Here is a 14,081-nt window from a genome sequence, read left to right on the forward strand (position 1 = left end):
CAACGCCGCAAGACCCCACCATGACCACCAAGAAGATCGGCGACGTCATCCTCGACGTCCAGAACATCAGCCTGCGGTTCGGGGGCGTGAAAGCGCTCACCGACATCTCGTTCAACGTGCGCGAGCACGAGATCCGCGCCATCATCGGCCCCAACGGCGCGGGCAAGAGCTCGATGCTCAACTGCATCAACGGCGTCTATGCACCGCAGGACGGCTCCATCACCTTCCGGGGCAAGACGTTCTCGCACATGAACTCGCGCCAGGTGGCCGAGATGGGCGTGGCGCGCACCTTCCAGAACCTGGCGCTGTTCAAGGGCATGAGCGTGATCGACAACATCATGTCGGGGCGCAACCTCAAGATCAAGAGCAACCTCTTCCTGCAGGCGCTGCGCATCGGCCCGGCCGAGCGCGAGGAGATGCGCCACCGCGCGTTCGTCGAACGCATCATCGATTTCCTGGAGATCCAGGCCTGGCGCAAGACGCCCGTGGGCCAGCTGCCCTACGGCCTGCAAAAGCGCGTGGACCTGGGCCGGGCCCTGGCGATGGAGCCGCAGGTGCTGCTGCTGGACGAACCCATGGCCGGCATGAACGTGGAGGAAAAGCAGGACATGTGCCGCTTCATCCTCGATGTGAACGACGAGTTCGGCACCACCATCGTGCTCATCGAGCACGACATGGGCGTGGTGATGGACATCTCCGACCGCGTGGTCGTGCTCGACTACGGCAAGAAGATCGGCGATGGCACGCCCGACGAAGTGCGCAGCAACGACGACGTGATCAGCGCCTATCTCGGCACCTCGCACTGACCGGAGAACACACACCATGGCTTTCTTTCTCGAAACCCTGATCGGCGGCCTGATGGCGGGCATGCTGTATTCGCTGGTGGCCCTGGGCTTCGTGCTGATCTACAAGGCCTCGGGCGTCTTCAACTTCGCGCAGGGCGCGATGGTGCTGTTCGCGGCGCTCGCGATGGCCCGGCTGTCCGAATGGATTCCCCAATGGACCGGCATCGACAGCCGGCTGCTGGCCGGCATCGCGGCCTTCGTCCTGGCCGGCGCGCTCATGTTCGTGGTGGCCTGGTGCATCGAGCGGCTGGTGCTGCGCCACCTGGTCAACCAGGAAGGCGCCACGCTGCTCATGGCCACGCTGGGCATCACCTACTTCCTCGAAGGCCTGGGCCAGACGATGTTCGGCAGCGACATCTACAAGATCGACATCGGCATGCCCAAGGAGCCGATCTTCGCCCTCGAGTCGATGTTCGAGGGCGGCGTGCTCATCAACAAGGAAGACGTGATCGCCGCCGCCATCGCCGCGGGGCTGGTGATCCTGCTGAGCATCTTCTTTCAGAAGACCTCCACCGGCCGCGCGCTGCGCGCCGTGGCCGACGACCACCAGGCGGCGCAGTCCATCGGCATCCCGCTCAACCGCATCTGGGTGATCGTGTGGTGTGTGGCGGGCGTGGTGGCGCTGGTGGCCGGAATGATCTGGGGCAGCAAGCTGGGCGTGCAGTTCTCGCTCACCACGGTGGCGCTGCGCGCGCTGCCGGTGGTGATCCTGGGCGGCCTCACCTCGGTGCCGGGCGCCATCATCGGCGGGCTGATCATCGGCGTGGGCGAGAAGCTCTCCGAGGTGTACCTGGGCCCGTTCGTGGGCGGCGGCATCGAGATCTGGTTCGCGTACGTGCTGGCGCTGGTCTTTCTCCTCTTCAGGCCCCAGGGCTTGTTCGGAGAGAAGATCATTGACCGCGTGTAACCCATAACGACAAGAACACAGGAGACACGCCATGCTCTACCGCGAAAACGGCCAGTTCAAGACCAGCTACCGCGCCGACCAGCAGATCTTTCCCATCGCGCAGGACCGCATCGCCATGGTGGTGCTGCTGGCCGTGGCCTTCATCGCCGTGCCGATGCTGGCGAGCGACTATTTCTTCCGCGCGATCCTGATCCCGCTGGTCATCATGTCCATGGCCGCGCTGGGCGTGAACATCCTCGTGGGCTACTGCGGGCAGATCTCGCTGGGCTCGGGGGCCTTCATGGCCGTGGGCGCTTACGGGGCCTACAACTTCTTCGTGCGCGTGCCGGGCCTGCCGCTCATTCCGGCCATCGTGCTGGGCGGGCTGTGCGCCACGTTCTTCGGCATCCTCTTCGGCCTGCCCAGCCTGCGCGTGAAGGGCCTGTACCTGGCGGTGGCCACGCTGGCGGCGCAGTTCTTCAGCGACTGGATGTTCCTGCGCATCAAGTGGTTCACCAACAACTCCGACTCGGGCTCGGTGTCGGTCAACGGACTGCAGGTGTTCGGTATGCCCATCGAGAGCGCGCAGTCCAAGTACCTCTTTTGCCTCGCCCTGCTCGTGGTGGTGGCGCTGCTGGCCAAGAACCTGGTGCGCGGCGCGGTGGGCCGCGAGTGGATGGCCATCCGCGACATGGACGTGGCCGCCGCGGTGATCGGCATCCGCCCCATGTACGCCAAGCTCAGCGCCTTCGCCGTCAGCTCGTTCATCGTGGGCATGGCCGGCGCGCTGTGGGCCTTCGTGCACCTGGGCGCGTGGGAGCCTGCGGCGTTCTCGGTGGAGGTGTCGTTCCGGCTGCTGTTCATGGTGATCATCGGCGGGCTGGGCTCGATCATGGGCGGCTTCTTCGGCGCGGCCTTCATCGTGGTGCTGCCCATCGTGCTCAACCAGTTCCTGCCCGCGCTGATGGGCCTGTTCGGCATCCACATCTCCACGGCCGGCGTGTCGCACGCCGAGCTGATGATCTTCGGCGCGCTCATCGTGTGGTTCCTCATCGTCGAGCCGCACGGCCTGGCCAAGCTGTGGTCCACGGCCAAGCAAAAGCTGCGCCTGTGGCCCTTCCCACACTGATCCACCCGGTTCCCCCCCGCGCTTCAATCCATTCAATTTCCAAGGAGAGACAAATGAAGCTTTCGAAACTCGTGATCGCCGCCCTCGTGGCGGCAGGCAGTGTTTCCGTGGAGACCAGCGCCGTCGCGCAGGCCAAGGAGCAGTTCTTTCCGCTGCTGTCGTACCGCACGGGGCCGTATGCGCCCAACGGCGTGCCGTGGGCCAACGGCAAGCAGGACTACATCAAGATGATCAACGCGCGCGACGGCGGCGTGAACGGCGTCAAGCTCACGTTCGAGGAATGCGAGACCGGCTACGCCACCGACCGCGGCGTGGAGTGCTACGAGCGCCTGAAGGGCCGCCCCGGCGTGGCGCTGTTCGATCCGCAGGCCACCGGCATCACCTTCGCGCTGACCGAAAAAGCCCCGGTGGACAAGATCCCGCTGATGACGCTGGGCTACGGCCTGTCGGTCGCGCAGGACGGCATGGCCTTCAAGTGGAACTTCCCCTTCATGGGCAGCTACTGGACGGGCGCCGACATCCTGATCCAGCACATCGGCAAGCAGGCCGGCGGGCTGGACAAGCTCAAGGGCAAGAAGATCGCGCTGGTCTACCACGACAGCCCGTTCGGCAAGGAGCCCATTCCCGTGCTGCAGGAGCGCGCCAGGATGCACGGCTTCGAGCTGCAGATGCTGCCGGTGACCGCCCCCGGCGTGGAGCAGAAGGCCACCTGGCTGCAGGTGCGCCAGAGCCGCCCCGACTACGTGCTGCTGTGGGGCTGGGGCGTGATGAACTCCACCGCCCTGAAGGAAGCGCAGGCCACGGGCTTCCCGCGCGACAAGCTCTATGGCGTGTGGTGGGCCGGCGCCGAGCCGGATGTGCGCGACGTGGGCGAAGGCGCCAAGGGCTACCACGCGCTGGCGCTGAACGGCTATGGCACGCAGTCCAAGGTGATCCAGGACATCCTGAAGAACGTGCACGACAAGGGCCAGGGCACGGGGCCGAAGGACGAGGTGGGATCGGTGCTGTACACGCGCGGCGTGATCATCCAGATGCTGGCCGTCGAGGCCGTGCGCCGCGCGCAGGAACGCTTCGGCAAGGGCAAGGTCATGACCGGCGAGCAGGTGCGCTGGGGCATGGAGAACCTCGCGCTCGATCAGAAGAAGCTCGACGCGCTGGGCTTCAACGGGATCATGCGGCCGCTGTCCACGAGCTGCTCCGACCACATGGGCTCCACCTGGTCGCGCGTGCACACCTGGGACGGCAAGAAGTGGGACTTCTCCTCCGACTGGTACCAGGCCGACGAGCAGATCCTGAAGCCCATGATCAAGGCCGGCTCCGACAAGTACCTGGCCGACAAGAAGATGACGCGGCGGGATGCGGCCGACTGCCAGAGCTAAGGACAACCCCCTGAGCCGCTGCGCGGCTTCCCCCTTCTCTGGCTTCGCTGTGCGAAGCGGAAGGGGGACGACGCCAGCGCCGCGGGCGGCCCTTGCGCGGCGTCTGCTGGCGTGGGGCGCGCCGGTTTTTTGAGGCTGTGTTCACAGCCGCCAATCGAAAGCGTTGCACCGCAGCGCTTTCGATTGGCACAGCGAAGGCAACACCATGGAACCCAGAAACATCGTCCTGAACGTCAACGGCATCGAGGTCATCTACAACCACGTGATCCTCGTGCTCAAGGGCGTCTCGCTGCAGGTGCCCGAAGGCGGCATCGTCGCCATCCTGGGTGGCAACGGCGCGGGCAAGACCACCACGCTGCGCGCCATCTCCAACCTGCTGCAGGGCGAGCGCGGCGCGGTCACCAAGGGCAGCATCGAGCTGCGGGGCGAGCGCATCGAGAACCTCTCGCCCGCCGACCTCGTGCAGCGCGGCGTGGTGCAGGTGATGGAGGGGCGCCACTGCTTCGCCCACCTCACCATCGAAGAGAACCTGATGACGGGCTCGTACACCCGCACCAGCCGCGCCGAGATCGCGGCCAACCTGGAGAAGGTGTACGCGTACTTCCCGCGCCTGAAGACCCGCCGCACCTCGCAGGCCGCCTACACCTCGGGCGGCGAGCAGCAGATGTGCGCCATCGGCCGCGCGCTCATGGCCAACCCCAGCATGGTGCTGCTCGATGAGCCCTCGATGGGCCTGGCGCCGCAGATCGTGGAGGAGGTCTTCAACATCGTGAAGGACCTCAACACCAAGGAAAAGGTGACCTTCCTGCTGGCCGAGCAGAACACCAACATGGCGCTCAAATACTCGGACTACGGCTACATCATGGAAAGCGGCCGCGTGGTGATGGACGGCGCGGCGAGCGACCTGGCCAACAACGAGGACGTGAAGGAGTTCTACCTGGGCGTCGGCGGCGGCGAGCGCAAGAGCTTCAAGGACGTCAAGAGCTACAAGCGCCGCAAGCGCTGGCTGGCCTAGGTCCACCGCGAATCCGGCGCGCCGCGACCGCGCGGTGCAGTCCAGCCCACCATTTGCCTGTCTCCCATCCCCAGCACGCCCAGAACGTGCACCCCGGAGGTATATCCATGAGCGTTTTCTACGACGACCTCGAAACCCGCCCGCCCGAAGCCCGCGAAAGCGCATTGATGGCCGCGCTGCCCGCGCAGGTGGCGCATGCGCAGCGGGCCTCGCCCGCGTTCGCCGGCATCCTGCAGGGCATCGATCCGGCGGGCATCGCCACGCGCCAGGCGCTGGCCACCTTGCCGGTCACGCGCAAGCACGAGCTGCTCGCGCGCCAGCAGGCCGGCCGTGCCACCAACGTGTTCGGCGGATTCAGCGCGCTGTCGTTCGGCGCCGCCATGCCGCGCGTGTTCGCCAGCCCCGGCACGCTGTACGAACCGGAGGGCACGCGGCGCGACTACTGGCGCATGGCGCGCGCCATCCACGCCGCCGGCTTTCGGCCCGGCGAACTGATCCACAACAGCTTCAGCTACCACTTCGTGCCCGCCGGTTCGATGATGGAAACCGGCGCCCATGCACTGGGCTGCTCGGTGTTCCCGGGCGGCACGGGCCAGACCGAGCAGCAGGTGCAGGCCATGGCCGAACTGAAACCCGCGGGCTACATCGGCACGCCGAGCTTTCTCAAGATCCTGCTGGACAAGGCGGCCGAGCTGGGCACGCCGCTGCCCAGCGTGGGCAAGGCCCTGGTCTCGGGCGAGGCGTTTCCGCCCTCGCTGCGCGATTGGCTGGCCGGGCGGGGCGTGGCCGGCTACCAGTGCTATGCCACGGCCGACCTGGGCCTGATCGCTTACGAAACCACCGCGCGCGAAGGCCTGGTGCTGGACGAGGGCGTGATCGTGGAGATCGTGCGGCCCGGCACCGGCGACCCGGTGCCCGAAGGCGAGGTGGGCGAACTGGTGGTGACCACGCTCAACCCCGACTACCCGCTGATCCGCTTCGGCACGGGTGACCTCTCGGCCGTGCTGCCCGGCACCTGCCCCACCGGCCGCACCAACACCCGCATCCAGGGCTGGATGGGCCGGGCCGATCAGACCACCAAGGTGCGCGGCATGTTCGTGCACCCCGGCCAGGTGGCCGACATCGTGCGGCGCTTTCCGCAGGTGCTGCGCGCGCGCCTGGTGGTGAGCGGCGAGATGGCCAGCGACCAGATGCTGCTGCGCGTGGAAACCACCGAGACCGCCGCCGGCCTGGCCGTGCAATTGGCCGAGGCGATGCGCGAGCAGACCAAGCTGCGCGGCGAGGTCGAGATGGTGGCCCCCGGCACGCTGCCCAATGACGGCCGTGTGATCGAGGACGCACGCAGCTATCGATGAGCCCGGCAGCCGCCCACCGGATCGCCGCACCCGTCGCTCCTATATTAATAGCTTAAAAACCAATACAGACAAGCGCTGCAGGCCTATAAACCTTTAAACCCCTACACGTTACTGCTAAGTAATTACCTTGATGGCGGTGTAAAAACCGGTGGCTATCATGGCGCGTCTTTTCAAAGGAACCTCATGAAAACTACATTCAAGACCGCACTGGTGGCCGTTGCCGTGGCCGCCGCTTTCGGCGCGCAGGCGCAGGGTTTTCCCTCCAAGGACAAGACGGTCACGATCGTCGTTCCTTTCGCCGCCGGTGGCCCGACCGACCGCGTGGCACGCGATCTGGCGGAGGCCATGCGCAAGCCGCTGGGTGGGGTGAGCGTGGTGATCGACAACGCCGCGGGCGCAGGCAGCAGCATCGGCACCGCCAAGGTGGCGCGCGCCAGTGCCGACGGCTATACCCTGCTGCTCAACCACATCGCCATGGCCACCATGCCGGCGCTGTACCGCAAGCTGCCGTTCAGCGTGCCCAACGACTTTGAATACCTGGGCGTCGTGAACGACGTGCCCATGACGCTCATCGCCCGCCCCACGCTGCCCGCCAACAACTACAAGGAACTGGCCACCTGGATCGAGCAGAACAAGGGCAAGATCAACCTGGGCCATGCCGGCCTGGGCGCCGCGTCGCACCTGTGCGGCCTGCTGTACCAGAGCGCGATCAAGGTCGAGATGACCCCCGTGCCCTACAAGGGCACGGCACCCGCCATCACCGACCTGATCGGTGGCCAGATCGACCTGCTGTGCGACCAGACCACCAACACCACCTCGCAGATCGAGGCCAAGAAGGTCAAGGCCTACGCGGTCACCACGCCCAAGCGCCTCACCACGCCATCCCTCAAGGACCTGCCCACGCTGGCTGAGTCCGGCGTCAAGGACTTCCAGGTCACGATCTGGCACGGCCTGTACGCGCCCAAGGGCACGCCCGCCGACGTGCTCAAGAAGCTCAACGACGCCCTGAAGGCCGCGCTGAAAGACCCCGACTTCATCAAGAAGCAGGAAGGCCTGGGCGCCGTGGTGGCGGCCGACCAGCGCGTCGAACCCGCCGAGCACAAGAAGTTCGTGCAGGCCGAGATCGACAAGTGGGGCCCCATCATCAAGGCCGCCGGCACCTACGCCGACTGATCCGACTGATCCCACTGACGGGCCGGGCACTGCGCCACACGCAGCGCCCGCGCATCGCCCCGACCGCCTCTGGCCTTGCGCCCCGGGCGGTTTTTTTCTTGGGGCGTGCATTTTGCGAGGCGTGGAACGCGCTCCGGCCTACGGGTCATCCCTCTGCCCGCCTCGCGCAGCGGGGCCTACAACGGGGGATTGACCGCCATCCCCAAGGACCGATCCCCATGCGCTTTTCCGCCACCCCGTCCAAGACCCTTCGCCAGCCCCTTGCCACGCCGCGCCGCCGCGCGCTGGCGCTCGCCGCCCTGCTGCTGGCCGCCGGCCTTTGGAACGCGATGCCCGGCGCCCATGCCCAGTCCGGCGCATGGCCCACCAAGCCGGTGCGCATCGTCGTGCCGTTCGCCCCCGGCGGCACCACCGACATCCTGGCGCGCGCCGTGGCGCCCGAGCTGGGCCGCGCCTTCGGCCAGCAGTTCATCGTGGACAACCGGGGCGGCGCGGGCGGCAACATCGGCGCCGAAGTGGTCGCCAAGTCGCCGGCCGACGGCTACACCCTGCTGATGGGCACGGTCGGCACGCACGGCATCAACCGCGCGCTGTACAGCAGGTTGCCCTACGACCCCATCAAGGACTTCGTGCCCATCACCCTGGTGGCGGCCGTGCCCAACGTGATGGAGATCAACGCCGACAAGGCGCGCACGCTGGGCATCCAGTCGGTGCCCGACTTCATCCGCTACGCCAAGGCCCACCCCGGCCAGCTGAACATGGCATCGAGCGGCAACGGCACCTCGATCCACCTGGCCGGCGAGCTGTTCAAGAGCATGACCGGGACCTACATGCTGCACATGCCCTACCGCGGCTCCGGCCCCGCGCTGCTGGACCTGGTGGGCGGCAACATGGACGTGATGTTCGACAACCTGCCGTCTTCCATGGCGCAGATCAAGGCCGGCAAGCTCAAGGCCCTGGCCGTGACCAGCGCCCACCGCTCGCCCGCCCTGCCCGATGTGCCCACGGTCGAAGAGGTCGGCGGCCCGGATCTCAAGGGCTACGAGGCCAGCTCGTGGTTCGGCCTGCTCGCCCCCGCCGGGACCCCGCCCGAGATCGTGGCCCGCATCCAGCAGGAAACCGCCAAGGCCCTGGCCACCCCGGCCGTCAAGGAACGCCTGCTGGCGCAGGGCGCGATCCCTGGCGGCAACTCGCCGGCCGACTTCGCCAAACACATCGACAGCGAACACCGCAAGTGGGCGCAGGTGGTGAAGGCGTCGGGCGCAAAGGTGGATTGAGCCGCGGTGGCGCGGCCGCACGCCTCCCGGTGGGCGTTCAGTACGCGCTGACCGCCCGGGCGATCAACCCATCCGGATAGGGCTGCATGCCGTTTTCCAGCTGCACGATGGTGCGCATGACCGGCGGCAGGGTCGCAGCGTTCAGGCAGATGAAGGCGTGCGGGCTGATGTCCAGGCTGCCGGCGACCTGCCGCACGTAGTCGCAGGGGTCGCACTCGCCGCAGGCTGCCCAGCGGCGGATGATGCCGTCGATGGTGCACAGCTGGTACTTGGCCTGGTAGTTGCGCAGCAGCAGGGCCATGGCGCGCAGGCCCCAGTACGGCTCGCAGAACACCACGAACCGGGGGTCGGCCGACTGGTCCTCGGCCATGCCGCGCCAGCCAATGTGGTTGCGCACGATGTTGCCGGGATTGTGGTTGCGGATGCCGCGCGGAACGAGAGTCAACATGAAAAGCGGTGAGAACGCAGGATATGGTGCCCACGGTGGGGCGCTGGGCCCGGGTCTCGCGTCACGGTCGCTCGACCCCTGGCTTCGGACTCGAACTGTAGGTGCCCGGGTCCTGAAATTCACGCTTTCCACGCCGCGCTGAAGCAGGATTCAGAACTTTTAAGGTCGGCTTGGCCCGATCGGCACCACGGGTGCCGCGCTGCGGAAATTCGAAACGTTCTCGCCTGAAAAATCCGGCATGCCGGCCCCGATCCTGGCCTTCACTTCCTCCGCCAGGAGGGACTTGCATGCCGCGGCCGACGCCCGCGTGCCCGGCCTCATGGCGGCCTGCCGCAGCGCCGGTCCGGCCTGGTTCACCAGACCACGTCGTGCCCTTCCGCGGCGCTGCGTTGGAGCATGTCGATGATCGGCGCCGCGCGCTGGCGCAGGCGCACGGTGTCGGGGCGCTCGCCCGCATCGTCGTCCTCGCTGCCCGGCGCCTCGCCGGCATCGGACCGACCCTTGGCGTCGTCGGCTGCGACGGCGGCTTCCAGTGCCTGGAGCGCGGCGGGGATCTGCGCGGCGGTGACGATGCCGTGCGGGTCGGTGCCCTTGCCCATGATCTGCAGCAGCTGGCGGCCGTTGGCCTCCAGCATGATGACGTCGGCGGTGGCGCGGGATTTGAACTTGTACAGCATGGGTGGCGAGGGTCCTTGGTAAGGGTGGGTAGGTAGGGGTGATGGGGTGGCTTGCAGCCGTCAATGCCCGGCCGGGCTGGTGCGTGAATGCATGTAGTCGCGGGTGAAAGGATAGTCCGACTGGGCCCCGCGCAGGGCGCCCGTGGCCAGGTCGCCGTCGGGCCGCGCGGCCAGCATCTGGTGCAGGGCCATCCAGCCGCGCTCGAATCCCATGGCGCTGCCGGCCAGGTAGAGGCGGTAGGCGCGCAGGGCACGCTCGCCCTGCGGCGCGCCGACCCCGGCCGAGAGCACGCGCAGCGCTTCCTGCAGCCGCGCCTCCAGCGCGTCGGACCAGGCCCAGAGCGTGCGCGCGTAGTGCGGGCGCAGGTTCTCGGTGTCCACCATCTCCAGGCCGCTGGCCGCCAGATCGTGCAGCACGGCGCTCACATGCAGCAGCTCGCCGCCCGGGAAGATGTACTTTTCGATGAAGTCGCCCAGGCCGGCGCCCAGCTGCGCGTTGTCCACGCCGCCCGAGGTGATGCCGTGGTTGAGCAGCAGCCCGCCGGGCCGCAAAAGCCGGCGCACGGTGGCGAAGTAATCGGGCATGTGCGCGCGGCCCACGTGCTCGAACATGCCCACCGAGGCGATGCGGTCGAACGGCGCGGGCTCGGGGTGCTGCAGTTCGCGGTAGTCGCGCAGTTCCATGCGCACGCGGCCCGACAGGCCCCGCTCGGCGATGAGGCGCGACACGTGCGCGTGCTGGTTGCGCGACAGGGTGATGCCGGTGGCGTCCACGCCATAGTGCTCGGCCGCCCACAGCAGCAGCCCGCCCCAGCCCGCGCCGATGTCCAGGAAGCGCTGGCCCGGCGCGAGCCGCAGCTTGCGGCAGATGTGGTCGAGCTTGGCCTCCTGCGCCTGGGCCAGGTCCATGGCGCCGTCGCGGTAGTAGGCGCACGAATACACGCGGCGCGGGTCCAGCCACAGGGCGTAGAAGTCGTCGGACAGGTCGTAGTGGAACCGCACCTGCTGCGCATCGCGCGTGATGGTGTGCACCGCGCGCGAGCGGGCGCGGGCCATCATGCGCGTCCACCACCCGGCCTGTTCGCGCGCCGGGTCGCCGTGCAGCAGGGCGGCGGCGGCCGCCACCAGGTCGCGCATGCGGCCTTCGAAGCGCACGCGCCCCTCGACGATGGCCGCGCCCAGGTCGCCCACCTCGCCCGAGAGCAGCGCCGCCAGCGAGCGGCGGTCGCGGAACTGCAGCGCCACCGGGGCCTGCGCACGGCCCAGCCGCTGCCCGCCGGGCAGTTCGAGCGAGAGGTCCACCGGCAGGGATTCCAGCCGGGCTTGCAGGGCGTGCAGCAGCGGTTTCATGGCCGTCGATTCTTGAACCGCCCCAACGCCTCGTCAATGGCCGTTGTCCGACACGGGCGCGCCCGATCGGCACAGGCCCCATTGACAGTCATTCGTTTAAGCCTAAACTGTTTTCACATGAACATCCTGTGCATCGGCGGTGGTCCCGCCGGCCTTTATTTCGCCCTGCTGATGAAGCGGCAGGACCCGGCGCACCGCGTCGTGGTGGTGGAGCGCAACCGGCCGTTCGACACCTTCGGCTGGGGCGTGGTGCTGTCGGACCAGACGCTGGCCAACCTGCACGCGGCCGATCCCGAAACCGCCGCGCAGATCGGCGATGCGTTCAACCACTGGGACGACGTGGCGGTGTTCCTGCGCGGGCGCAGCGTGCGCTCCAGCGGCCATGGCTTTTGCGGCATCGGGCGCAAGCGGCTGCTCAACATCCTGCAGGAGCGCTGCCTGGCGCTGGGCGTGGAGCTGGTGTTCGAGACCGACGTGTCCGACGACCAGGCGCTCGCCGCGCGCTACCGAGCCGACCTGGTGATCGCCAGCGACGGCCTGAACAGCCGCATCCGCACGCGCTATGCCGAGGTCTTCCAGCCCGACATCGACCTGCGCCAGTGCCGCTTCGTGTGGCTGGGCACGCACCAGAAGTTCGAGGCCTTCACCTTCGCGTTCGAAGAGACCGAGCACGGCTGGTTCCAGGCGCACGCCTACCAGTTCGACGCCGACACCTCCACCTTCATCGTCGAGACGCCCGAGGCCGTGTGGCAGGCCCACGGGCTGGACCGCATGGAGCAGCCCGAGGCCATCGCCTTCTGCGAACGGCTATTCGCGCCCTACCTGGGCGGGCACGCGCTCATCAGCAACGCCACGCACCTGCGCGGCTCGGCCAACTGGATCCGCTTTCCGCGCGTGATCTGCCGCACCTGGGTGCATCGGGAAACCATCGGCGGCAAGGCGGTGCCCATCGTGCTGATGGGCGATGCCGCGCACACGGCGCATTTCTCGATCGGCAGCGGCACCAAGCTCGCGCTGGAAGACGCCATCGACCTGGCCCAGACGCTGGCCACCGGCGCGACCCTGGAGCAGGCGCTGCACGACTACGAGGCGCGCCGCAGCGTCGAGGTGCTCAAGATCCAGAACGCCGCGCGCAACTCCACCGAGTGGTTCGAGAACGTGGCGCGCTACAGCCGGCTGCCGGTGGAGCAGTTCGCCTATTCGCTGCTCACGCGCAGCCAGCGCATCAGCCACGAGAACCTGCGCCTGCGCGACGCGCGCTGGCTGGAGGGCTACGAGGCCTGGCTGGCCCAGGCGCGCCCCACGGTCGGCGCGGCGCCGGCCCCGGCACCCGCCGGCGTGCCCGGCGACAGCGGCGCCGCGGTGGCGCCCATGCTCACGCCCTTCACGCTGCGCGGCCTCACGCTCGATAACCGCATCGTCGTCTCGCCCATGGCCACCTACAGCGCGGTCGAGGGCGTGCCGCAGGACTTCCACCTGGTGCACCTGGGCGCCCGCGCGCTCGGCGGCGCGGCGCTGGTGATGGTGGAGATGACCGCCCCCACGCCCGACGGCCGCATCACCCCCGCCTGCACCGGGCTGTGGAACGATGCGCAGCAGGCCGCCTTCACGCGCATCGTGGATTTCGTGCACGGCAGCAGCCGCGCCAAGATCGGCCTGCAGCTGGGCCACAGCGGCCCCAAGGGCTCCACGCGCGTGGGCTGGGAAGGCACGGATGAGCCCCTGCCCGAGGGCGATCCGCACGGCAACTGGCCGCTGCGCGCCGCCAGCGCCCTGCCCTACGGCCCGCAGAACCAGACACCCGCCGCGCTGACGCGCGCCGACATGGACGCGCTCACCGCCGCCTTCGTGGCCAGCGCCCGGCGTGCGGCCGCCTGCGGCTTCGACTGGCTGGAGCTGCACTGCGCGCACGGCTACCTGCTGGCCAGCTTCATCAGCCCGCTGACCAACCAGCGCACCGACGAATACGGCGGCCGCCTGGAAAACCGCTGCCGCTACCCGCTCGAGGTGTTCGCGGCGGTGCGCGCCGCGTGGCCCGCCGAGCGCCCCATGAGCGTGCGCATCTCGGCCCACGACTGGGCACCCGGCGGCACCACGCCGGACGACGCCGTGGCGATGGCGCGGTGGTTCAAGGCCGCGGGCTGCGATTTGATCGACGTCTCCTCCGGCCAGACCACGCGCGCCGCCCGGCCGGTGTACGGGCGCATGTACCAGACGCCGTTCGCCGACCGCATCCGCAATGAGGTGGAGATCGCCACCATGGCCGTGGGCGCCATCAGCGAGGCCGACCATGCCAACAGCATCATCGCCGCCGGCCGCGCCGACCTGTGCGCCCTCGCCCGCCCGCACCTGGCCGACCCGGCCTGGACGCTGCACGCCGCCGCGCAACTGGGCGAGACGGCCAGCCGCCACGTGCACTGGCCGCGCCCCTACGGCCCGGGCCGCGACCAGCTGCTGCGCGAGGCCTCCAAGCAAAAACAGGCCCCAGCGCAATCGGTACTAGGGCATACCGCTATTAAAACAATAGCAAATGATGCCCTGGACTGA

Annotated in this window: 12 protein-coding genes; 9 read left to right on the top strand and 3 right to left on the bottom strand. The window is 68.3% G+C overall.

What is annotated here, in order from left to right:
* Window positions 1-20: 20 nt before the first annotated feature.
* From AVME950_RS23495 to AVME950_RS23530, 8 genes are all read left to right on the top strand, one after another.
* Window positions 21-806, top strand: coding sequence for an ABC transporter ATP-binding protein (locus AVME950_RS23495; RefSeq protein WP_284401399.1), 786 nt, complete (start codon window positions 21-23; stop codon window positions 804-806).
* A 16-nt stretch (window positions 807-822) separates the two neighbouring features.
* On the top strand, window positions 823-1,752 hold the full coding sequence (locus AVME950_RS23500) for a branched-chain amino acid ABC transporter permease (protein WP_272567053.1): 930 nt from the start codon (window positions 823-825) through the stop codon (window positions 1,750-1,752).
* A gap of 31 nt (window positions 1,753-1,783) precedes the next feature.
* On the top strand, window positions 1,784-2,860 hold the full coding sequence (locus AVME950_RS23505; RefSeq protein WP_272567051.1) for a branched-chain amino acid ABC transporter permease: 1,077 nt from the start codon (window positions 1,784-1,786) through the stop codon (window positions 2,858-2,860).
* A gap of 53 nt (window positions 2,861-2,913) precedes the next feature.
* Entirely contained in the window at window positions 2,914-4,239 is a 1,326-nt protein-coding gene (locus AVME950_RS23510) for an ABC transporter substrate-binding protein (protein ID WP_284415169.1), read from the top strand.
* Between the two features lie 205 nt (window positions 4,240-4,444).
* Entirely contained in the window at window positions 4,445-5,254 is an 810-nt protein-coding gene (locus AVME950_RS23515) for an ABC transporter ATP-binding protein (RefSeq protein WP_272567047.1), read from the top strand.
* 107 nt (window positions 5,255-5,361) lie between these two features.
* A complete protein-coding gene (locus tag AVME950_RS23520) occupies window positions 5,362-6,609 on the top strand; it encodes a phenylacetate--CoA ligase family protein (RefSeq protein WP_272567046.1) in 1,248 nt (415 codons plus the stop codon).
* 183 nt (window positions 6,610-6,792) lie between these two features.
* A complete protein-coding gene (locus AVME950_RS23525; protein ID WP_284401408.1) occupies window positions 6,793-7,782 on the top strand; it encodes a tripartite tricarboxylate transporter substrate-binding protein in 990 nt (329 codons plus the stop codon).
* A 218-nt stretch (window positions 7,783-8,000) separates the two neighbouring features.
* A complete protein-coding gene (locus tag AVME950_RS23530; RefSeq protein ID WP_502869449.1) occupies window positions 8,001-9,059 on the top strand; it encodes a Bug family tripartite tricarboxylate transporter substrate binding protein in 1,059 nt (352 codons plus the stop codon).
* A gap of 37 nt (window positions 9,060-9,096) precedes the next feature.
* Here AVME950_RS23530 and AVME950_RS23535 read toward each other — a convergent pair whose 3' ends face one another.
* From AVME950_RS23535 to AVME950_RS23545, 3 genes are all read right to left on the bottom strand, one after another.
* Window positions 9,097-9,507 (bottom strand): structural protein P5, encoded by a 411-nt coding sequence (locus AVME950_RS23535; RefSeq protein WP_284431647.1) that lies wholly within the window; start codon window positions 9,505-9,507, stop codon window positions 9,097-9,099.
* A gap of 353 nt (window positions 9,508-9,860) precedes the next feature.
* Window positions 9,861-10,184: a DUF1840 domain-containing protein gene (locus AVME950_RS23540; RefSeq protein WP_284415164.1), complete on the bottom strand. Its 324-nt coding sequence runs from the start codon at window positions 10,182-10,184 to the stop codon at window positions 9,861-9,863.
* Between the two features lie 60 nt (window positions 10,185-10,244).
* Window positions 10,245-11,534 carry a class I SAM-dependent methyltransferase gene (locus AVME950_RS23545; protein ID WP_284431648.1) on the bottom strand — a complete coding sequence of 430 codons (1,290 nt, stop codon included), beginning with the start codon at window positions 11,532-11,534 and terminating at the stop codon, window positions 10,245-10,247.
* Window positions 11,535-11,651: 117 nt separating this feature from the next.
* On the opposite strand from AVME950_RS23545, the gene AVME950_RS23550 reads away from it, so the two are divergent.
* Complete coding sequence (locus AVME950_RS23550; RefSeq protein WP_284431649.1) at window positions 11,652-14,081, top strand: bifunctional salicylyl-CoA 5-hydroxylase/oxidoreductase; 2,430 nt, start codon at window positions 11,652-11,654, stop codon at window positions 14,079-14,081.

Source organism: Acidovorax sp. SUPP950, from assembly GCF_030158935.1.
GTDB lineage: Bacteria > Pseudomonadota > Gammaproteobacteria > Burkholderiales > Burkholderiaceae_C > Paracidovorax.

What these genes read in the sequence shown, in the direction of transcription:
- AVME950_RS23495 (WP_284401399.1), top strand. Translation starts at nt 21, where the DNA reads ATGACCACCAAGAAGATCGGCGACGTCATCCTCGACGTCCAGAACATC.
- AVME950_RS23500 (WP_272567053.1), top strand. Translation starts at nt 823, where the DNA reads ATGGCTTTCTTTCTCGAAACCCTGATCGGCGGCCTGATGGCGGGCATG.
- AVME950_RS23505 (WP_272567051.1), top strand. Translation starts at nt 1,784, where the DNA reads ATGCTCTACCGCGAAAACGGCCAGTTCAAGACCAGCTACCGCGCCGAC.
- AVME950_RS23510 (WP_284415169.1), top strand. Translation starts at nt 2,914, where the DNA reads ATGAAGCTTTCGAAACTCGTGATCGCCGCCCTCGTGGCGGCAGGCAGT.
- AVME950_RS23515 (WP_272567047.1), top strand. Translation starts at nt 4,445, where the DNA reads ATGGAACCCAGAAACATCGTCCTGAACGTCAACGGCATCGAGGTCATC.
- AVME950_RS23520 (WP_272567046.1), top strand. Translation starts at nt 5,362, where the DNA reads ATGAGCGTTTTCTACGACGACCTCGAAACCCGCCCGCCCGAAGCCCGC.
- AVME950_RS23525 (WP_284401408.1), top strand. Translation starts at nt 6,793, where the DNA reads ATGAAAACTACATTCAAGACCGCACTGGTGGCCGTTGCCGTGGCCGCC.
- AVME950_RS23530 (WP_502869449.1), top strand. Translation starts at nt 8,001, where the DNA reads ATGCGCTTTTCCGCCACCCCGTCCAAGACCCTTCGCCAGCCCCTTGCC.
- AVME950_RS23535 (WP_284431647.1), bottom strand. Translation starts at nt 9,507, where the DNA reads ATGTTGACTCTCGTTCCGCGCGGCATCCGCAACCACAATCCCGGCAAC.
- AVME950_RS23540 (WP_284415164.1), bottom strand. Translation starts at nt 10,184, where the DNA reads ATGCTGTACAAGTTCAAATCCCGCGCCACCGCCGACGTCATCATGCTG.
- AVME950_RS23545 (WP_284431648.1), bottom strand. Translation starts at nt 11,534, where the DNA reads ATGAAACCGCTGCTGCACGCCCTGCAAGCCCGGCTGGAATCCCTGCCG.
- AVME950_RS23550 (WP_284431649.1), top strand. Translation starts at nt 11,652, where the DNA reads ATGAACATCCTGTGCATCGGCGGTGGTCCCGCCGGCCTTTATTTCGCC.